The organism is Bradyrhizobium sp. KZN70725 (genome assembly GCF_055264925.1).
In genome coordinates this window covers 1-19,856 of the sequence record NZ_JBUYWT010000025.1, presented here as the reverse complement: position 1 = coordinate 19,856, position 19,856 = coordinate 1, and the positions used below count along the sequence as shown (strand labels likewise).

At 58.6% G+C, this 19,856-nt stretch carries 14 protein-coding genes; 6 read left to right on the top strand and 8 right to left on the bottom strand.

Going from position 1 to position 19,856, the window contains the following annotated elements; genetic code table 11:
- Positions 1-32: 32 nt before the first annotated feature.
- The gene (locus ACZBJS_RS23195) at positions 33-620 is read right to left on the bottom strand and encodes a hypothetical protein (protein WP_463439227.1); all 588 of its coding nucleotides are present in this window, start codon (positions 618-620) and stop codon (positions 33-35) included.
- Between the two features lie 1,726 nt (positions 621-2,346).
- On the opposite strand from ACZBJS_RS23195, the gene ACZBJS_RS23190 reads away from it, so the two are divergent.
- The 3 genes from ACZBJS_RS23190 (at position 2,347) to ACZBJS_RS23180 (ending at position 7,268) form a co-directional block, all read left to right on the top strand.
- Positions 2,347-3,756 carry an MATE family efflux transporter gene (locus ACZBJS_RS23190; RefSeq protein ID WP_463439226.1) on the top strand — a complete coding sequence of 470 codons (1,410 nt, stop codon included), beginning with the start codon at positions 2,347-2,349 and terminating at the stop codon, positions 3,754-3,756.
- 1,145 nt (positions 3,757-4,901) lie between these two features.
- Positions 4,902-5,093 (top strand): hypothetical protein, encoded by a 192-nt coding sequence (locus ACZBJS_RS23185; RefSeq protein ID WP_463439225.1) that lies wholly within the window; start codon positions 4,902-4,904, stop codon positions 5,091-5,093.
- A 741-nt stretch (positions 5,094-5,834) separates the two neighbouring features.
- A complete protein-coding gene (locus ACZBJS_RS23180; RefSeq protein WP_463439224.1) occupies positions 5,835-7,268 on the top strand; it encodes an NEL-type E3 ubiquitin ligase domain-containing protein in 1,434 nt (477 codons plus the stop codon).
- A 2,286-nt stretch (positions 7,269-9,554) separates the two neighbouring features.
- Here ACZBJS_RS23180 and ACZBJS_RS23175 read toward each other — a convergent pair.
- Positions 9,555-9,704, bottom strand: a complete 150-nt coding sequence (locus ACZBJS_RS23175) for a hypothetical protein (protein WP_463439286.1) — start codon at positions 9,702-9,704, stop codon at positions 9,555-9,557.
- On the opposite strand from ACZBJS_RS23175, the gene ACZBJS_RS23170 reads away from it, so the two are divergent.
- Positions 9,645-10,217, top strand: coding sequence for a nucleotidyl transferase AbiEii/AbiGii toxin family protein (locus ACZBJS_RS23170; RefSeq protein ID WP_463439282.1), 573 nt, complete (start codon positions 9,645-9,647; stop codon positions 10,215-10,217). The two genes, ACZBJS_RS23175 and ACZBJS_RS23170, sit on opposite strands and share 60 nt — an antisense overlap.
- A 13-nt stretch (positions 10,218-10,230) precedes the next feature.
- Here the strand turns inward: ACZBJS_RS23170 and ACZBJS_RS23165 are convergent, their stop codons facing one another.
- The 4 genes from ACZBJS_RS23165 to ACZBJS_RS23150 all read right to left on the bottom strand — a co-directional run bounded on the left by ACZBJS_RS23165 (position 10,231) and on the right by ACZBJS_RS23150 (position 14,539).
- Positions 10,231-10,914 carry a response regulator transcription factor gene (locus ACZBJS_RS23165; protein ID WP_463439223.1) on the bottom strand — a complete coding sequence of 228 codons (684 nt, stop codon included), beginning with the start codon at positions 10,912-10,914 and terminating at the stop codon, positions 10,231-10,233.
- Positions 10,911-13,592: a PAS domain S-box protein gene (locus tag ACZBJS_RS23160; protein ID WP_463439222.1), complete on the bottom strand. Its 2,682-nt coding sequence runs from the start codon at positions 13,590-13,592 to the stop codon at positions 10,911-10,913. Before ACZBJS_RS23160 ends, ACZBJS_RS23165 begins: the two co-directional genes overlap by 4 nt.
- Positions 13,593-13,693: 101 nt before the next feature.
- Positions 13,694-14,140 (bottom strand): hypothetical protein, encoded by a 447-nt coding sequence (locus ACZBJS_RS23155; protein ID WP_463439221.1) that lies wholly within the window; start codon positions 14,138-14,140, stop codon positions 13,694-13,696.
- A 30-nt stretch (positions 14,141-14,170) separates the two neighbouring features.
- On the bottom strand, positions 14,171-14,539 hold the full coding sequence (locus tag ACZBJS_RS23150) for an antibiotic biosynthesis monooxygenase family protein (RefSeq protein ID WP_244558879.1): 369 nt from the start codon (positions 14,537-14,539) through the stop codon (positions 14,171-14,173).
- Positions 14,540-14,637: 98 nt separating this feature from the next.
- Here ACZBJS_RS23150 and ACZBJS_RS23145 point away from each other — a divergent pair, with 98 nt between their 5' ends.
- On the top strand, positions 14,638-15,111 hold the full coding sequence (locus ACZBJS_RS23145; RefSeq protein WP_463439220.1) for a MarR family winged helix-turn-helix transcriptional regulator: 474 nt from the start codon (positions 14,638-14,640) through the stop codon (positions 15,109-15,111).
- Between the two features lie 496 nt (positions 15,112-15,607).
- Here ACZBJS_RS23145 and ACZBJS_RS23140 read toward each other — a convergent pair whose 3' ends face one another.
- Positions 15,608-16,327 (bottom strand): aspartate/glutamate racemase family protein, encoded by a 720-nt coding sequence (locus ACZBJS_RS23140; RefSeq protein ID WP_456817159.1) that lies wholly within the window; start codon positions 16,325-16,327, stop codon positions 15,608-15,610.
- Between the two features lie 313 nt (positions 16,328-16,640).
- Here ACZBJS_RS23140 and ACZBJS_RS23135 point away from each other — a divergent pair, with 313 nt between their 5' ends.
- Positions 16,641-16,769: an Lrp/AsnC ligand binding domain-containing protein gene (locus tag ACZBJS_RS23135; protein ID WP_456785604.1), complete on the top strand. Its 129-nt coding sequence runs from the start codon at positions 16,641-16,643 to the stop codon at positions 16,767-16,769.
- Positions 16,770-16,874: 105 nt separating this feature from the next.
- Here the strand turns inward: ACZBJS_RS23135 and ACZBJS_RS23130 are convergent, their stop codons facing one another.
- Positions 16,875-18,998 (bottom strand): prolyl oligopeptidase family serine peptidase, encoded by a 2,124-nt coding sequence (locus ACZBJS_RS23130; protein ID WP_463439219.1) that lies wholly within the window; start codon positions 18,996-18,998, stop codon positions 16,875-16,877.
- Positions 18,999-19,856 lie beyond the last annotated feature (858 nt).

Genomic DNA, 19,856 nt, shown 5'->3' with positions numbered 1-19,856 from the left:
GGCTGTGGCGGCGTAGGTTCATTATCCAACAGTCACGACAGCTCCCCCAGTGAAAGCTGAAGGGGTGCGAAAATAAACGCCTCCGGATCTAGTGGGCCTGCGGCGTCGTCGGCGAACGGATCCGGGTCGAACTGAAGCGGCTCATCCAGCAGTTGCGAACGTTGCTCCGCCGGAATCAACTGCGGGGGGCTCGGGGCGAACCGCCCTGGATCGACGGCGGTCGGGGAATGCAGGAATTGAGCATCCAGCACTCGTCTTCGCTTTGCCAGCCGCCCGGTGGGATCCACTGGATCGGATGTCAATTCTTCGCCCAGGACGGGAAGCGGCAGCGAAGTCGCTTCATCGTTCTGCCCGCCCTCAATTTGCTCGCGAAGCTCCTGCTCCTTGCTCAGCTCATTTAACGTCTTGCTATCAGTTTCTTCGAGCGATTGGCCTCTATCGCCCAGGAGCCTTGCGACCTTGTAAAGCATCTGAATATACTTCTCGGCCGTCGCGTGTGACAGCTTTCGGCGCGTGCTGACACCCTCAATCATGGCCCAAATGTAATCGCGATCTCTACGAGACACATTGGTCGGCGGTTTACGGTTGGGACGCCGGTGAATGTGCGCGGTATCAGCCATCCGCGCTGCATCCAGATGTTGCTCAAAGGCATCTTGTCCCGCCCGAGCTTGTTGATCTGATCGGCGTTCTGCACCGGTGCTGCAAGTGCAGCACCAGACGCGTCGAAATTGTGCGGGTCCACGCCAACCTCACCTCGAAGCCCACCCGCGTTAGTTCGTATTCGTACAAGCTTTCGAGAAGCTGACGAAATCGGTGTCCGCATATGGATTTGGATGGACCCAGAACCCTCTTTTTTGGCATCCGCGAACTCAGGTGATCGCCATTATCACCCCCTGCTCGAGAACCCGCCCGGAGGAATATAGTCAGGCACCTCTCATCAACATCCAGGCGATGCCAAATGAGGCTGGTCAGCTTGCCCGTTCACTGCCCGGCGTGGCGTGCCTTGATCTTACCGAGCGATCACGACCGATTAAGCGTTCCGGCTTAGCTCTCTAACAACAGAGATCGAGACCTCTGCGTGAGCGGCCCAATCCGGAAACATAGTGTCCGGTCGGATTCGCGGACGATACGGCCCCTGTCAGCGTTACCAATCAAACGCGCGTCCGCTGGCCACCGCAAGCAACAAAAAACGCGGAGCCGATAGAAGTATCGCATCTCGATATCCATTTCGGCAGTCGGTTCGCAACACGATAGATATTGACGGCTTTGCTACGCCTGAAGAGCCTCCGGGCTCACGGGCGTCCGGCGCACTTAACGGTCCCAGGATTGACTCGTGAACGTGGCGGCCAGCGGGTCGACAGGATCATTGACACTCTGAGATTTGCGCGGCCGTGCCTTACGCGCCGAGGTGTCTGCCGCAGATTTCTGCTGGCGTTCATCGATCGGCGCCGAGACTGATCGACACTCAAGCCTCCGCTCGAGCTCCGCCAATTCTGTCTTACATTCGGCTACAACCGATTGGGCACGAAGCAGCTTGACTCTAAGCTCGTCCCGTTGCCTGAATAATTGCTCAGGATTCCAATCGTCATGCATCAGCTCATTCATCATCCGCTGGCGCAAGCCCCTCTACCTGGTCGTCGCTCAGCAGCAAGGGAAACGGCTCGGCATCTCGCCGCTAATCGATGCAGCGCCTGAGGTGCCGATGAAAGGTCAGGCGATAGATCGCCCTCGGGTGCAACACCTTCAATCAATCTGACATGCACATTCGTGCCGTGCTCCTTGGAAGGTGATTGGTAGCGACCGTCAAATCTAACCGCGATCTGAAGGTGACAAAACGCGCCATGCAGGCATGCGCGGTGGAGCGCGCCTGGTGAGAACCCTGAAGTCGAACGGATGCGGCAATCTTCATTTGAAAACCCGTATGGGTTACTGAAAAACATCATGGCCGCATAAATCATGTCACATCTTTCAAGCAATCGACATGCCAATGGCGCTTGAGAGTTTTGCATTGAAGAATGATGCGCCTCTCGCTCCATTAACTCGCTGCAAACGTCCTGTTGTCGCGCTTGAGACAGGCGGCGTCTGAAGCGGGACAGCCAAGTCGCAAGCACAACGCTCATACCAGCGACCGCTTTTCCTTGCTGGCCAAAACGCTCTCACCATTTTTGAGCGGAGCGTCATCGATTGAGAACATGCTATCAGCAATGACAGTGCCGATGACGCGGCCTTAGATTGCACGCGAATGTCGTGTCAGCAGGGCAATTGGCTGAAGCGCGGAATCCGGAGCGGCGGCATTGAATGAGTAAGACAGGGGACGACACGCACCGATCATCCTGGCGTCGCCAGTTGGCCACATTAGTGGCTCGTCATCACCTCAGTGGCGAACTCGCCGCAACCGCGACACTCGCGACTCCGATCGCACTCACGCAACTTGCGCAGATCGCGATGATGGCGACGGATCTGGCATGGATCGGCCACATCGGCACCGACGCCCTCGCGGCAGCCGCGCTTGCCGGCATGATCTTATCGGTTGGCCTGACCTTCGCAGCTGGCGTGATCTCGGCAGTAGGGCCGCTCGCGGCGCAAGCGCGGGGCGCGGCAAACACAGCCCTGGTACGGAGCTCGCTGCGCATGGGGCTATGGATTGCACTCGTGCTATGGGCGCCGATCATGGTTTTGCCGGTGCAAGGCGAGCAAATCGTGCTTGCGCTTGGCCAGGAGCCAGCTATTGCGCGCTTAGCTCAGCAGTATCTGCTCGGGCTCGCCTGGGGCATCTTGCCGGCGCTGTGGTTTTTGGCGATCCGCAGTTTCATGGCAGCGGTCGATCGCCCGGCGCCGGCCTTGTGGATCACGCTCGCCGCCATTCCGACCAACGCACTGCTGGCCTATCTGTTGATCACCGGCAAATTCGGCTTGCCGCAACTTGACTTGTTCGGGGCCGGCCTTGCGACCAGCCTAGTGAACAGTGGGACCTTTCTGGCCGGCATTTGGTTCGTTACATACTGCCGTCCTTTTCGCGACTACCAGGTGCTCCGATATCTTTGGCGGTTCGATTGGCCATTGATGCGGGAGCTCCTCGTGGTCGGCACCCCGATTTCGGTCGCCATTTTGATGGAATCGGGTCTCTTTTCTGCGACGGCCCTCCTGATGGGTGTGATTAGCACCACCGCGGTGGCCGCCCATCAGATCGCATTCCAGGTTGCAGCCGCCCTGTTCATGATCCCGTTTTGCATCGGAATGGCGGTGAGCGTGCGCATCGGACACGCACTCGGCCGCAACGATCTATCAGGTATCAGACAAGCTGGTTTTGCCGCCATGCTGCTTGGAGTCCTGATCGCGGCGATCGCTACGATTGCCGTGGTCGGCACGCGCTTTGAAATCGCCGAACTGTTCGTCGACCAATCGGCCAGCAATGCGGACGCCACGATCAAGCTGACTGCAGCTCTCATCCTTGTCGGAGCGAGCTTCTTCATTACTGATGCACTTCAGAGCATTGCCGCTGGCGGCCTGCGCGGCTTAAGGGACACGCGTGTGCCGCTGCTCTTCGCAGGCATCGCTTACTGGCTGATCGGCCTCTCGGTCAGTTACGTGCTCGGCTTGAAAACTGGCCTCGGTGCCATCGGTATCTGGATCGGTTTGTCAATCGGCAAGGCCGTTTACGCGGCCCTCCTTGTGATACGTTTGCGTCTTTTGGCGAACAGACCTCCCGTAGCAGCCATGAGCCAGACTTCAGCTCAAGCGGTGTGCCGGCCATGAGTCGAAGCTATAGCGCGACCAGAAAATGCGCCTGAAGGACAGGCTCCGCAGTCTGTGGAGCGCGACGGGACGGTTCCTCATTCTCTTCGGACCACACGGGCAGCCAGCTCCTAGCCTAGCCTGTGGTCAAGTTGGCTTCAGGATCCGAACCTCCGGCAAACCTTGTTCCTGAACGTAGAAGAGCCCCCGCCGGCTACGGGGCCCCTCGAGGAGGAGAGGCTCCAGCCCTATGGCGTCGGCGGCTGAAGCCCAGCCGAGGAGACCCAATCGTCAATGTCTGCTGCAATTTCCGCGGTGCGGGCTCGCTTCAGCAGACTATCTCGCTCCGCGTCCGCAGGCATGATCGCCGCCATTTCAGCAAGACCCCTTGCAAATACGGCCAGGCGATCCTGCAGTGATGTTGTTTGCCTCGCATGATTTCGCTTTTTCCTCATTGAGGCGCTTCCTCGTTTCAAGCGTCAGCGTCGTCGCTCTGCGAATCGTCGAGCAGCATAGCTTCCGACGAGATTTTGCCGCGACAATCTAGGTTTAGTTGCGAGATAACTCTCGACGGTTCGCGTGCAGTAAGCCATCGGACGCGATGTCGCTACCGTTTCTGTAGCAAAAACAGGCCACTCCATATTGGCTAGGGCTTTCTAAGTGGCTTACTCCATTTGCTTCTTGGACTAACATGCAGCCGGGGCTTTGGCTTGAGGTGATCGATTGAAGCCGATGCCGGACATCGCCCATATAGACAAGATCTTTGCCTTCCTGCTTGCCAATAGCAGCCGGAGCAAAGGCGTCGGCTCAGGGATGAAAGCGCCTTGATTGACGATATTGCGCCTGCGAGCTGAACCCTTTGCTCGACGGTCATTCCCTTTGGACGGGATGAAGCAGCTATGGTGTGTTTCTCAGCAGGCGGTCGCGGTCGACGAAAATCCATCCACGGCGAATGCGATGCGCCGCTGGCCCCCGCGGCATTCAGGACACCCGGGCCGCACATCGCACGATCTACTGTGCTGGAGCGGGCGATCACAGTACCGCGCCCACGGAAACCAAATGCAAGGATCGGTGCGCCACTTTTTGTAGCCGGGCGGAAGGCCCGCCAGCTTCTCGCAAGCTTGCCGGCGTAGCTGTGCTGCCACCGTCCGCGGAATGAGAAGAGCGTGGACAATCCTTTGCCATCCAGTCCGGCAGCTTTGATGCAAGTGCAACGGGCCGCCGCGGAAGATCGTCAGGCAGGCGAGGCGTTCGAGCAGCAGTTGGCAAGCGCCGGCGAGCCTCACGAGGAGACCGGGCTGTACGCCGGACCAGTCAGTTTCCAACCAGCAAAGCGGTTCAAGGTGACCTGCCTCTGAGTATTTCGTCCGGATGGAGTTATGGTCCGGCCTGAGCAGCAGTCTCGAGTCCGACGCTGCGAATGTGGAATTGAAATATTTGAGCAGCTGCGCGACAACACAGGATCCTCACCGAGCGAACAACGAGTAGCTTTGCAACCGCTTCATGGCGGATGACCTGACGCTCGTCAGCTTATCGACAGCTGAGCTTCCTACCATGCGAACGTCTCGATCTAGCCGATAGAACCGCCTAATCGGCTGAGTCCAAACATGTCATGGAGTTTAATGAATACCGAACGAGCTCAGCCTCGCGCTGGCGTACCTTCCGAATCCGAAAGCACCGAACCAGCGTCTGCGGCCGCCGGGCAGTCCCCCTCATGCCTTCCCCAGTGGGCGTCAGCCCTGACGCGGTGGGTCACGGGAGCGGCCGCCGCCGACCTCGTCTCGTCGCAGGACAGCGCCCTGGCGAGCTGGGCAGCAGAAGAGGGGCAGGGCCAAAACGAGAATCGGCAAGAGGGGGTCAACCGGACGAGGGCATGGCGGGACGAGGGTAATGTCAGAGACGAGCTGAATTTGTCGTCATTGTCCCTGACCAGCTTGCCAGCCTCACTCCCGCCCAGGCTCCGGACCGTCATCGTCATCGGTAACCAGTTGAGCAGCCTGCCGGCCCAGCTTCCGGGCGGACTCCGGGACCTCTACGCCTCTGACAACCGGCTGACTAGCCTGCCCGCCCTCCCGAGCAGGCTGCGGAACCTCCACCTCATGGCCAACGAGCTGACCAGCCTGCCGGCAGAGCTGCCATCCAGGCTCCGCAGCTTGATGGTCGATGGCAACCAGCTGACCGATCTGCCCGCCCTTCCCGCCACGATCGAGGAGTTCTCCGCCAGCAATAACCAGCTGACCAGTCTGCCCGACCTTCCAGCCAGGCTCCGCCGCCTGGACGTTAGCGAAAATCAGCTGACGAGCCTGCCCGATCTTCCAGCGAGACTGCGCTACCTGGACGCAAGCGACAACCAGCTGACAAGCCTGCCCGAGATTCCGGCTCGAGTTGGATACCTGGACGTCAGCGAAAATCAGCTGACCAATCTGCCAGAGACGCTCCCGTTCAGCCTTGAAATGCTCGGCGCCAGCAATAACCAGCTGACCGGCCTGCCCGCGACCGTGCTGACGCAGCTCGGCAGTGCGTCCAGCATCGACCTGCGGTCTAATCCGATACCGGCCCCAGTGCTGGCCGATTTGGCGTCAGCCACGCGTGGTGCGGATTATGCCGGCCCGCAGGTCTTGCTGTCGATGCCGCTACAATCGGTGGAACATCAGCCGCCATCCCTCCACGAGGTTGTCGCGGATTGGCTCGTGGACGAGCCCGGCGCAGTGGACGCGTGGCAAGGCTTCGCCGAAGAGCCGGGTGCGCAGGACTTCGCACTGTTTCTCGAAAGACTCGCGGGCACCGTGAACTATGGTCATCAGGCGTTCCGCGACCAAGTGGCCGAGAATCTGCTACAGGCCGCGATGAGGCCGCAGCTGCGCGAGCAGTATTTCGGGCTCGCCAATGGAGCGACTGCATCCTGCGAGGACCGCATTACTTTGACCTGGAACAGCATGCAGACCGCACGTCTGAACGCTGATGTTAAGGAAGGGCTCTATGACAATCGGCTCGACCAATTGCTCCAACACGGCCGAGTGATGTTTCGTTTGGAGGCGCTTGACGACATCGCACGCGAGACGGTCAGCTCCCTCCGCCGTGCCGATCCGGAGGCCGATATCGACGAGATCGAGGTCTATCTTGCCTATCAGACCCAGCTACGGGATCGGCTTGAACTGCGCCACATCGCCCCCGATATGCGCTTCTTGAATCTCGCTGAGGTCACGGCGGACGACGTTGCCAGGGCTGAGACGTCGGTGCGGCAACAGGAAGCGACGGGTTTTGCGGATTTTCTCGCAACGCGCTGGGAGCCCTGGGATGCGGCGGTGAGGCGGATCGCCCCCGATGATCATGCCGCGGCGCGGGACCGGATTGCCGATGCGCTCGAAGATGAGTTTCCGGCGCGCTTGAACGAGCGACTCGCGGAGCATGGCCTGACGGATGATGTCGATGCCCAGCGCGTGGTCGGAGCCCAGATCCTCAGCGAAATCGCCCGCGAGATCAAAGGCGAGCTGATGCATAAGGTTTTCCGGGAGCACGGCCTCGAGCCCTGATCGCTGCGATAGCCGCCCTGCAGTCTCGTTTGGTCGTTACGGGACGAGCGATTGTTGAGGTTGAATGGATACGCGCAGTTGCCGTCTGCTGGCTACATCCGTCCAGTCCGGCGTGTTGTTCGCGCGCCGGCCGTGCCCAGAAACCCGCAATTCTCAACTTGTAAGCGCCGCCAGAAGGTCATTGCTCGCCTGGATTTCGACGAACAGACCATGTCCGAGGGGTCCGAATACAAGGCTGTGCCAGGACACGACTGGCATTGCCTGGGTCGAACTTGATCACGCGCAGGATACTTCGGCAGCGCGGGCCAATGAATCTCCGTTCCCATCGGCGCAAGGTTTCATAGCTCAACGCCTAGGGCGATCGTCTGGCATCGGCTTCGCGGCACAGAGCGCCTCGCCGTAGGTCTGCGAGCAGGATAGCTAGGGTGCCCGCCCCACAGCTACCGGGCCGGAAGGCAGCCCCTGCTGACCATCCGAGGGCGTCACGCGGCTCACCTTCAGAATGTCGATGATCCAAAGTCACTTCGGCGCACTCGGCTCGACGTCACGCCGAGGGGAGGCCGATGACGTAAGCGTGACGGAATATATCGGTGCCAATTTCGAGCCGCCCGATCGCGAGCAGCTACGCTGCGGCTTCGTCAGCTTTTCGAAAGCTTGCTCTGGTAGGATGTCTGCTCAGGTGATCTTGGACGTGAGGCTACGTGGACCCGCACAATTGTGACCCATCCAACGTAACAGTTTGGTCGCAGGTGCAGCATGCCACCTCGGAAGAGCAGCAAGAGGTCGGCGAGGCACCAGGCGTTTGAGCCGTCCTTGGCGACGGCGCTCCCAGCCAGCAGCGGTACATCCCATCATCAGTCTGAAGAAGACCGGCGCCGAATTGATGACGCGACGAATAATGCGGCGGCTCGGACTCGTTAAAAGGCGCACATCAAGCCTGCATACTACCGAACTTGGCCGATTGCGGGCATGTTCTCCGCTTTCGACGTCGAGCGTTTGATCTGAGCAATCAGCAATCCTATCGCTCACGTCAACGAATTCTAATAGCCGAAGGATGAAGGCGCCGCTGAGCAATCTTCGCGATTGCTGCGAGCCCGACACTCGCCGTGCGATTCCACCCAGGCCCTCAGAAAACGACGAGAGTTTCATTGAAATGATGACGCGTGCCAATCGGCGCAGCGAGGCCGCCCTTGACCCGTATCGCCCTGCTCTTCGTAGATTCTCCGAGGCGCTTCTTTTAGAGGGCCAGACGATATCTGGACTGGACCATGACGCGCGGGTTAAGTCCGCTCGGAGGCTGTTCCCGCACGACAAGACTCTCATCTCCGCGTTGAATTTGTTTCGTGCTGCGGAGCTCCGCGATAAATTTGGGTCGTGATGCGGAGCCAGCCTCCGGTCCAGGCGCCTCGAGCGGGCAGCTGAGCGTTGCAGCTTGGCGGAGTAGTCCTGCGTAGCAGAATTGGCGCCTGCTATTCACGGACAAGATCTGTCCGGTCCCGTCCTGATAAATTATCATCGTCGGGGACCATCACTGACATTACCGCTGTATTGTATGGTTTTGTGAACAACGACTTTGGCTCTCGAAATAAGAAATCAAGCGGATCACGGTGGATCATTCAACTGCCGCACGGCCTGTCATCACAATGCCGAGCCGACGATCGGGAAAGTGACGTCGATTTTCCGCTCTCGATCTCATTCAACGTGCATAGCGCAGGGCCGCGGAGCCTGAAGCAATCCCCATCATTGCGCTTGACATACTGACCCCCGCTCCTAACGACCTCGTCTTGAGGCCAAGATAGCGGGCATGTCGCCGCAATCTCACTACGCGAACGCCCTCTACGAAGCCGTCGGATCATTTTGCTGCTCGGGCAGCCGTTGGACCAAATGTGCGAGCCAGGCGAACGTCCGCCATAAACTTTCGTATCGTCAGGTGCTCCCCTTGAGGTGCCCAATCTTTACCAAGGTTCGATTGAGCCGCTGATCACGATCCTCTTAGCTGCATGTGCGGCTGGCTACAGCGACAACTCATTCGTCTTCGCCGGCTTCGTCAACTGATAGCTGATCAGGAGGTCGCGAATTCTATTTTTCGTCGGAGTGGCAGCCTTTGCCGAAATGTGGATAGAGATACTGATGGAACCATTCGAGCTTGCGTGGTGCGAGTTCGAATACCGACAGGCTCTCAGATTCCTTGAAAAGATGGAGAACAGGGCGGACGACGTCTAGTCCCAGAGCGCGGAGATTCAGCCGTTCTGATTAGTCATGCGGAAGGGCCTGTGGGCCAAACACTCAATGACAGCGCACGGCCACGTGCACGCCAGCAATGTCCTTCAGCGCGCCAGCGAACCGGCCACGCACGAACCCGTGCCGCTCGATGAGATGGCGGGCAAAGGTAGTCTGGCCGGACCCAATAAAGCCCTTGAGGCCGATGATGATCATGAAAGGAAGCTCCCGATTGGAACCATACGGTCTCAATCGGTATTGTTTCAACACTTGGGTCCTGCCAGGGCCCTTCCCCATGCGGGTGACGCGCGACCGCCCGATCTGGCTAAATGCAAAATTTCGAAAGGCACTTTCTGTTCTCGGAGTGGCTGCGGAGTCAAGGCACCCGGGCGGTCCGTAAAAACATCAGATTGGCGACGCGCACGAACCACCTACGATGGAGAGAAGAGCTTCCCATTCGAAGTTAAGAACCCCTGGTTCAATGGGAAAGCGGATATTGCGTCGTTCAGCCGAGAAGAAATCCTAGCGACGAAACTCCGTGCACTTCTCCAACGCGATAAAGGCCGAGATCTCGTTGATCTTGCGAAGGCCGTTGCGCTGTTTGACGGGCTCGACGCTGCACGTGTCGTCGAGCTGTTTGGCAAACATCTGAGTGCGTCCGGCCAAACCATTTCTCGAGCCGAGGCCGAGGAGCGCATGCCGCCTTCGGCGAAAGATGGGCTCGACTGATGAAATTGTAAAATCAGACTCGTGTTTGTTCAGGACGATTGGCGCGAATTCCCAACGTCTCAGTCATTCTGATCAAGTCGGCCAGCGACCGTGCACGCATCTTCTTCATTACGTGTCCCCGGTAGATCTTGACCGTAATCTCGGCGAGCCCAAGCTCGGCGGCTACCTGCTTGTTCATCAGGCCAGCAACGACCAGTTTCATCACCGCCTGCTCGCGCGGGCTTAAGCTCTCAAATCGACACTGTAGGTTCGCGACGATGTGCCGAGCCTCCCGTCTTTTGCGATCGCGTTCGATCGCCGCAACCACGGCATCAAGCAGTTCCTGATCGCGAAACGGTTTGCTGAGAAAATCGACCGCTCCTTCCTTCATGGCCCTGACGGTCATGGGGATGTCGCCATGGCCGGTAATGAAAATGATCGGAATACGTATGTTCAACCTCGCTGGCTCGGTCTGGTAGTCAAGGCCGCTCAAGCCTGGCAGCCGGACATCAAGAACTAGACAGCTAATAACGTCCGGGATTGTGCTCTGCAGCATTTCGTGCGCCGATCCGAATGCGATGACGCCTAACCCTACCGATTGAAAAAGATTCGTAAGCGAGCGACGCATGGAGATGTCATCCTCGACGACGAAGACAACCGCCCTTGTCGAGGACTCGGCGTTGCTGACTTCACTTGGCGAGTCAAATCGTCCTGTCACGAGACGGCCTCCTTATGCAGCGGTAGGGCAACCTGGAACGTCGCGCCCGGTCCACTTTTGTGGACCATTGACAGCCGTCCTCCGTGAGCTTCCACAATCGACCGGCAGATCGAAAGACCCATTCCAAGGCCACTCGACTTGGTGGTGAAGAAAGGATCCAAGACGCGGTCCGCGTCGTTCTCGGCGATGCCGACGCCGCAATCGGTCACGGCAAGTTGGATGTGCCCCACATCGTCCTTTGATGATTGAATCAGCAGTTCGCACGTCCGGTCGGTAACTGCCTCCATGGCTTCGATTCCGTTCATCACCAGATTGATGATCACCTGTTGTAGCTGAATCCGATCGCCAAGGATCGGAGGCAGCCCTGCCGTCAACTCGGTTCGTAACGTCACTCGGTGGCTCACCAGCTCTCGTGTTACCAGCGCAATGACCTCCTTAACGACCTCATTGATGTCGAGCGGCACCATCTCAATGTCGCCTTTCTTCGCGAGCGCGCGAATACGACGGATCACCTCGCTTGCCCGGGTTGCGTCTTCGATGATCCACTCCACCGAAGAGCGCGCAGCGAAAAGATTAGGAGCTTCCCGCCCCATCCAACCGAGGCACGCATCGGCGTTGCTGATAATAGCGGCGAGTGGCTGGTTTATTTCATGGGCGATGGAGGTTGTCAGCTCTCCTAAGGTCGTTACACGCGTCACATGCGCAAGCTCCGCTTGTGCCTTTCGTAGTTCTTGTTCGGCTTGATCGGCGCGAATGGTCGCGGTGATGTCAGTGCTGACGCCACGGTAGCCGAGAAAGTTCCCCTTTCCATCGAAAACGGGCTTGCCACTCGTGCGGACGTAGATCGGAGAACCTGTCCGATTCACGGTGCGGTAGACGAGATCCCGAAACGGAAGATGGGCCTCCAACGTCGCCCGATGCTGCCGCCACTTCTCGGGCTCCTCCTCGAGGTCGCACGCAATGTCCCAGCGAAGCAGGCCGATCAATCCTGTCGCCAAAATTCCCGCAGCGCTGGTGTGCTCGGATAAGCGAGTGACCTGATGATCCGGCCCAGTCTCCCAGAGCCAGTCGGAAGCTGTTTCGGTGTAGTCGCGAAAGCGCTGTTCGCTTTCGCGCAGCGCGGCAAGCGTGTTTTCCAGGCGCTCCCTAGCTGCGTGTTGCTCGGTGACATCCATATGTGTTCCGATCAGCTCGCTGACGTTACCATTGCTGCCGACCACCACCTGCGCAACGGAGTGTATGCGTCGTATCCCGCCATCTGGTAAAAGGATACGAAAATCATATTCGAACCGCCCCTCCTTGTGTTCAATCGCCTGGCGCTGCACCTCCTCCAGCCGCGGCAAGTCGTCCGGATGGATGCGCGATCGAATGGCCTCGATTGATACCGGCTCTTGTGGGCGAAAGCCGAACAGACGATCGATCTCGGCGGAGCGATACACGAAATCTAGACCGTAGACGTCCCAGGACCAGCTGCCTGTGTGACTGAGATGCTGGGCTTCGGCCAGATAGGCCTCGCTGCGGCGCAGCTGTCGTTCTGCTCGCCTGACCGCCGTAATATCCGTAGCTGCCCCAACAAACTCGGTCTCACCAGAGGCCGTTCTCGTCGCTCGTGCCTGCGCATGGATGTGCTTTACCGAGCCGTCTGGTAGCAGAAGCCGGTATTCGTGCTCGAAATCGCTCGGGTCTCGCGTCGCGCGCTCGATAATTTCTTGAACCGAAGCCCTATCATCTGGATGAGTGCGCTCAACGACGAGCTGCGGCCCCGGCAGCGTCTGGGGATCTAATTGGAAAATCCGAAATGTCTCCTTTGACCAGAAGGCCTCGCCCGTGGTGGGGTTCCAGCTGAAGCTGCCTGTGTGACTCAACTCCTGCGCCTGGGCCAAATGTGCTTCGCTCCGCTGCAGGGCAAGTTCGGTCCGCCTTCGCTCCGTGATATCTTCGCAGGCGATAAGGACAATGGGCTGCTCATCCGCCCAGAGCATGGCTTTGGCGCTTTCACGTACCCACAAGACCGAGCCGTCCTTCCTGACCTTCTGGACGTTCCAAGTGCGCGTTTGTCCGACATCCTCCAGGCACGTCCGAACGCATTCCCGAACGTACACGCGATCCTCCTCGAGAAATACCTCCAGCACGGATTGACCGATCAGTTCAGCACGAGCATAGCCGAGTTGTGTCGCGCCGAATGTATTGACGTTGAGAACAGTGCCGGCTTCATCGACCATGAAGTACATGGCCGGATTGTGCTCGAAGATGGCGTGCCACTGCTTTTCGCGATCCTGCAAATCGGCCGCACTCCGCTGAAGCTTGGCCGCAATCACACGCGCAGCCTCTCTTTCCTGGCGGAGCTTACCGATCAGGTGCGCTCCCACAATCGAGGCAATACAGAATGCAACAATCACCGGCAGATCTTGGGGGTCATCGATTCGTAGGCTGAATGCCGGCGGCGCAAAGTAGTAAGCGAGAGCAGCGATGGTTACGATGCAAAGCGCCGACGACGCGATGAAGCTGGCCATTAGCGAAAACAGCAAGATCACTAACAAATACGCGAACGCCGTCGTGGCGAAATGCGCGTGAAGGTACAAGCAGGCCAGTGTTACCACGGTCAGCGTTATGCTGCCGAAGGTAAACTGAAGGGCCGAACGTTCTACTGCTGATTTGGCTGCGTATTCTGATGCCATCCGGCCTGTTCTCCGGCGGGAGAGCTATAACATTTTAGGGCGCGCACTCATAAAGCCACGACCATACAGGGCGTCACGTCAGTTGTCCGCGCAGTTCCGGTTCAAGCGGGTTTGCGGCGCAACCATCCCTTCATTTTGAGACCGTCCCGCATGTTGAGAGCAAGAAGTGTAATGTTTGTTGCGCCCGCGACGAGCTCGATCGCCTGCACAGCATAGAACGTGGCATCGAATTCTGCCGCCTGAGCCTTGGACGCAAGGAAGAGCGCAGACGGAATAAGAATCAGGATGCCGTTTCCTGCAATGAATGGCATGCGATTGAATTTGGCCCCGATCAGTCCGGCCCGGCGCGCCTTTGCCAAGATGACACCTGTACCACCGGTCGCAGCGAGCGCCGGGATCAGCAACAAGAAACCCCACGGTATGGTGCTCTTGACCGCTGCAACTGTGGCATGGGACGCGAACAGCTCGCTGAGTACCGTCGATAGCCAAAATGTGCCGATCGTTGCGATAGCCAAGGCGCCAGCGACAGGATGGATCAACTTGATCATGAGTATCTTCCCTTCCTAAAAGCAGCAGGGCTAGGCAACGCAGATGCCGGGCACGGCAACTTTCTGGAACAGATGAGGGGAAGCTATCGCCGAGGCCGGATAGCTTGCGATTTTTGCTAGAAAGTCAGGATGGGTGAAGGCCGCGCGGAAGTGTGCGGTGGATTCCCAGACGGCGTAGTTCAGATAGGTCGAGCTGTCTCCGAGAGCTCTGTGCAGCTGAGTGGAAATGAAGCCCGGCTGTCGCTTCATGAACGCTGCGTCGTCCTGCCAGGTCTTGAGAAAAGCCGCCTCATCGGCTTTGTCGAGAGTGAATGGGTTCACCAGGACGACAGAATTTGCCTCAATAGCGATCTGGCGGTCGATCGGGAAGGAAGGGTCGAGTGGGCGTAGCAGCGACATGAGTGCCTCCATCGCTTTTTAATATATGATGCCTAATTGGTACTATGGGTACATAAGCAGATTGACATCATCATGTCAATATAAAATAATGGTGACAAATGAAAAGAGCCACGCGAACCCCAGAGGGTGACGCCCTGACCGACCTTGTTCTCGATCTATTCAGGCTCGACAGCCTACTTCTGACGGTCGGCGACCGTCTGGTCGCCCCGCTTGGCCTAACAAGCGCACGCTGGCAGGTGCTTGGCGCCATTGTGTCCGCCGAACGTTCCCAACCGGTCGCTTGGCTCGCTCGCGACCTCGGCGGCAATCGTCAAAACGTGCAGCGGATTATCAATGATCTGCACAGGGAGGGCCTCGTATCTTTTGAGGTCAACCCGCATCACCGACGGGCGCAGCTCGTCGTGCTCACTGAGAATGGACAGCGCGCCTTCGAAGCCGCAATGGAATTGCAGGCTCCCTGGATCAACGATCTTTCAAAAGGGCTGTCGGTCAAGGATATACGGACTGTCCATCGCGTGATCACGGCCTTGCGAGATAAACTTGAGGGCAGCCGTGAGGACAAGTCGGCCTGACATGCACGAGGACAGCGGCTGCAGTGCAGTCAAGACGTTGAGCCGGAACAATCAGGCGTGCCTCGCCGAACCAGAAAGAACAAAGACAAGTTGCCGCCGGATCGGTCATGCGGAAGAAAGCGCAATGGTACTGTGGCAAGATACGAAGGCGAAGTTACGCGACTGCTTTGTATGCCGTAGGGCCATCACGCCCTTAGGCTGTCAATGCGTGTGGCCGACGCCGCATGAATGCGCATTCCTTTTGTGGCTTGGCGCTGAGCGCGTCCAGGTGCCAGCGAATTCGCTGCAATGAACTTAAAACCACTCCGGGAACCGGATAATTGAAAGTCGAGCGCGATCGATCATCGCTTGGTCTTGTGATCAAGTGAACAATTGTCCTTCCTGCGCCACGCGCTGCCCGAGATGGCCAGATACAGCGGCGTTGAGACCCCTGCAAAGGTGGCATCACCACGGACGAGATCAAACGTCGATCGGTGATGCGATCATCGCTGCGCGCTTAGGGAGGCGGCATGAGCCGACCGCTGCCCTCTGCGAAATCAGCTGCCGCCCTGGCATGCAGCCTCGCCGAATCGAATACCGGCAATTGTGTATGTTCGGGACCGATGAGAAGACCAATCTCCGTGCAGCCAAGGATGAGCGCGTCGGCGCCCCGTGCGCGACCTCGCGCAATGATATCGATAACTTCTTGGCGCGAGTGGTCGGAAACCGTGCCGCAGCACAGCTCATCGAAAATGACTTCGTGGATCCGGTTCCGCTCGTCCTCCGCCGGTAAGACCGGCGAAAGGCCGAACCGCTGCCGCAGGCGATCACAATAGAACGGCTGCGCCATCGTATAGCGCGTCCCAAGCAAGAGTGGTCGCTTGACGAAAGCGGCGAGCAGAGCCGCAGCGGTCACATCGACGATGTGGATGAGGGGCACACTGAGCTCGGCAGCAACAATGTCGGCAATTACATGCATCGTATTGGTGCAGATCAGGATGCAGCTGGCGCCTGCATCGACCAACTGCCGGGCGATCCTCGCCAGATAAGCAGCGGCTTGCCTCCATTCTTCCGCCTCCTGAAGGGCGACGATATCGGCGAAGTCAACAGAGCGAAGCAAGATGTCTGCCGAGGCGAGGCCGCCGCGGCGCTGACGGACGATTTCATTGATTTCCTTGTAGTAGATGGCCGTGCTTTCCCAGCTCATCCCTCCGATCAGCCCAATGGTTCGCTGCACTTTACGATCTCCACTTGATGCGAAGGCGACACTGGCGTACCGGGCCTTCGGCGACAAATCTCGGCGTTGTTTGGCGCAATCTCTCTGGAAAGTGCAAATCAAAGGCCTTATCTCTGTGATGGCAAACTCTTCTTACCCGAGCTACGAAGCCGGCTGGAAACGATTCCCCGTGACGGCGCTTGCCGGATCGATCGATCTTTCGGTGTCCGGGGCGGCGCATCAAGCACAGTGGAGGACAGCGCTCTGATCGGCGCGTCGCCCTGGTTGACCGACGCAAAACCAACGTACCAATGACTGTGTTCATGGGTGCGCCATCGCGTCACTCGATGGCTGGCTTGAGGATTTTCGTCGTGCCATTGCAGATACTCCGGAAATTCTCGAAGCCTCTCGCTTAACCGGCGAAACCGATTGTCTGCTTACGCCTCATGGTGCCGGTCTATGATGCAGTTTACAAGAAGCCGATCGCCGGTCTCGACCTTGCTGACCTCAGCTCGTTCATCAGCATGGAGGAGCTGAGGTTCACGACCACAGTGCCGTCGACCCAAGCTTAGGGTGCGGCTCCTGGTGGCTCGGGGGAAAGCCGCCTGGATGCGTATGTATATTCCAGAGCCAGCCGGCGCGCATGTTCGATGAGATTGGCCGCGGCGCTGTGGCCCCCATCGAAGTTCTCAAAGTAAAAATAGGGTTGGCCAAGCGCAGCAAGCTTTGCGGCGGCCTTGCGACCGTGCGCAGGATGCACGCGATCGTCCTTGGTGGAGGTGAAAATGAAAGGCTCCGGGTAGCTCTTGCCCGGTACCAGCTTTTGATAGGGCGAGTAGCCTTCGATCCACTCTCGTTGTTCGGGAATGGCCGGGTCGCCATACTCGGCGGTCCAGGACGCGCCGGCGCCCAAGTGGGTGAATCGAAGCATGTCGAACAACGGCACCTGTATGATCGCCGCGTTGAAAAGGTCGGGGCGCTGGGTCATTGCGGCGCCGACCAGCAGGCCCCCTTGACTGCTGCCGAACACGCCGAGCCGGCGCGGACTTGTGACTTTCCGGCGGATCAGATCGTCGGCGACCGCGATGAAATCATCCCATGTCTTTTGCTTCGTTGCCCCCTGGCCAGCCTGGTGCCATGGTGGACCGAACTCGCCGCCTCCGCGCAGGTTGGCAACAACGTACGCATTCCCCTGCTCGAGCCATAGCCGACCTACAGTTCCTGCGTAGGAAGGGAGAAGCGGAACCTGAAACCCGCCATAACCATAGAGCAACGTCGGGATTGATCCGTCGAATCTTGCGCTCCATGGTCGCACCAGGAAGTACGGAATCCGCGTACCATCGCGCGAAGTTGCCTTGAACTGCTCGACGACATGCTTCGATGCGTCGAACGCCGCAGGTGCTGTCTTCAAGAGCTCGAGCCGTTCGCTTTCGGCATCAAAGTACCAAAGCGACGTTGGCGCGAGATAGTCAGAGACGCTAAACATCATCTCGTCCGCTTGCTGGGAAACGGCTGCTAGGCTGACGCTCGCATTCTCCGGCAGCGGGATCGGCTTGGCATGCCATCTGCCCTGATCGTACCTGTATAGGAATGCCTTGCTTTGAACATTGTCCAAAATCGTCAGCACCAGGAAATTCCTGCTGCTGCCAAATCCGCGGAGTGCCTGGCGGCAATTGGGCTGGAAAACGACAGATGGTTTGGCCCGCAACGGATCCTGCTTCCATTCGGCCAAGTCATACGAGATCATTGAGCCGGCCTTGAAGCTGGTCTCGCCGCTGCGCATCCAGTCTTCGTCCAGTTTCACAAGCAGGCGGCCACTCGCGATGCCGACGATCGCCGACTTCTTCGGCAGATCGAGCTCGATCGGCCCCGCGGGCCCGAACAGCACATACTGGCGCTCGAAGCCGTTGATCCGACGGGCGACGCCGGTCACATGGATCCGCCCTTCACCAAGCACCAATGGCACGATTTCGAAGTCGGTGCGCTGGCCACGAAAGACTTCGCGCGCCTGATCGAGCGGCTGAGCGCGCTTGAGTTCCTTCAATACGAAAGCGTAGCCAGCCTCGGTCGTGGTTCCCTCGCCCCAATCACGTGCAACAAGGACAGTGTCACGATCGAGCCAGCTGACGCTCTGCTTGCCCTCTGGCAGCTCGAATCCACCTGTAACGAAGCTTTTGGCGTCACGATCGAACTCGCGTATGGAAACGGCGTCCTTGCCACCATCGGAAAGTTTGACGAGGCAGCGGCGTCCAAAGCAGCTGCGTCCCTTGTAGACCCAGTTCTTGTTCTCGGCGGCAGCGAGCGCATCGATGTCCAGGATGGTCGCCCATTGGGGATCCTCGCTGCGATAGCTCTCAAGGGTGGTGCGCCGCCAGATGCCACGCACATGGCTCTCGTCCTGCCAGAAATTTTCTAGACCTTGTCTTCCCAGCGAAACGTACGGAATCCGGTGTTTTTTCTGGAGGATGGTTAGGGCATCCCGATAAAAGCGATCATAGCGAGGATCCGACTGCAGCGAGCCGAGCGTCTTTTCGTTCTCGACCTGGGCCCAGGCCAATGCGCGCGGTCCCTCGGACTCCTCGAGCCAGAGGAACGGATCGTCCGCCGGCGTCGCACCAGACTGCCCGTGGAGCAGCGCGACCGTCAGACATATGATCGAGAGCAACCCGGCGCGCAGAACGGACTTTTTCATTGTCTTATCCTCGGACGGGCACGCACAAGGCGAGCCCGCAGGTTCTTGCGACTCGTCGCGAAATTCGTGTTTTGAGCGTGCACGCACTATGTCGCGCCGCCCGTACCTCGACTGTGCAAGCAGCATGCCGTCTGGAAAACAGCAGTATCTGACGCATCGTACCGCATCGCCAGGTCAGCTTCCCGACATAGGGTCTGAAGCTGACAATCAGGTGTCCGCCGGGCAAGGTTTCGGCATCAGACAGCCTCGCCTGCCCTTTGAGGCCGCTGGTTCGACCTGGGAAATCGGCAGTGTGATATCGCGGCGGGCTGCTTCTCGCTTGCGCTCGGACAGATGACGCAAGCTATTAGCCGCCGGAGTGTTGGCGTGTTCGGGGCCCAGCCTTTGCCGAGTTGAACCCGCCATAGTTCGGCCTTCCGCGAAGTGATGCGCTGGCGCCAGTAAGAGGATCTCCTGGAAATGGAAGCGAGCCCGCTTTTTCGCTCGTCTTATGATCCAGACGCAATTCGTCCTAGAACTGCCATCCCTACATTCAGCGGTCGCCACGTAGGCGCAAGGCCGGTGTCCGATATCGCAAAGCGCATTCTGACTTTGGCGACATGAGCCAGACGCTCGCCCGCCTGTCGACACAACGCTACCTGACTCTTTTGGCGTCACTGAGATGGTCCGACACAGACCCGGGACTTACCAAGTGACGCGAATGCCGAGCTTGCCGTCATAGGCGTAGGTCTTGCCTTCGAAGCGCTGCTTATAGCGCGACAATCTGGCTGGGAAGCGCGCGACAATCAGGATGGCGAGTCGGTGTCGCGGCGAGGTGATGATTGCCGCGATGATTGTCGCGCGCAAGAGTTTTGTTGG

Coding starts and splice junctions, on each gene's coding strand:
- ACZBJS_RS23195 (WP_463439227.1), bottom strand. CDS start 620: ATGGCTGATACCGCGCACATTCACCGGCGTCCCAACCGTAAACCGCCG.
- ACZBJS_RS23180 (WP_463439224.1), top strand. CDS start 5,835: ATGGCCAACGAGCTGACCAGCCTGCCGGCAGAGCTGCCATCCAGGCTC.
- ACZBJS_RS23170 (WP_463439282.1), top strand. CDS start 9,645: ATGGCGGGCAAAGGTAGTCTGGCCGGACCCAATAAAGCCCTTGAGGCC.
- ACZBJS_RS23175 (WP_463439286.1), bottom strand. CDS start 9,704: ATGATCATCATCGGCCTCAAGGGCTTTATTGGGTCCGGCCAGACTACC.
- ACZBJS_RS23160 (WP_463439222.1), bottom strand. CDS start 13,592: ATGGCATCAGAATACGCAGCCAAATCAGCAGTAGAACGTTCGGCCCTT.
- ACZBJS_RS23155 (WP_463439221.1), bottom strand. CDS start 14,140: ATGATCAAGTTGATCCATCCTGTCGCTGGCGCCTTGGCTATCGCAACG.
- ACZBJS_RS23150 (WP_244558879.1), bottom strand. CDS start 14,539: ATGTCGCTGCTACGCCCACTCGACCCTTCCTTCCCGATCGACCGCCAG.
- ACZBJS_RS23145 (WP_463439220.1), top strand. CDS start 14,638: ATGAAAAGAGCCACGCGAACCCCAGAGGGTGACGCCCTGACCGACCTT.
- ACZBJS_RS23130 (WP_463439219.1), bottom strand. CDS start 18,998: ATGAAAAAGTCCGTTCTGCGCGCCGGGTTGCTCTCGATCATATGTCTG.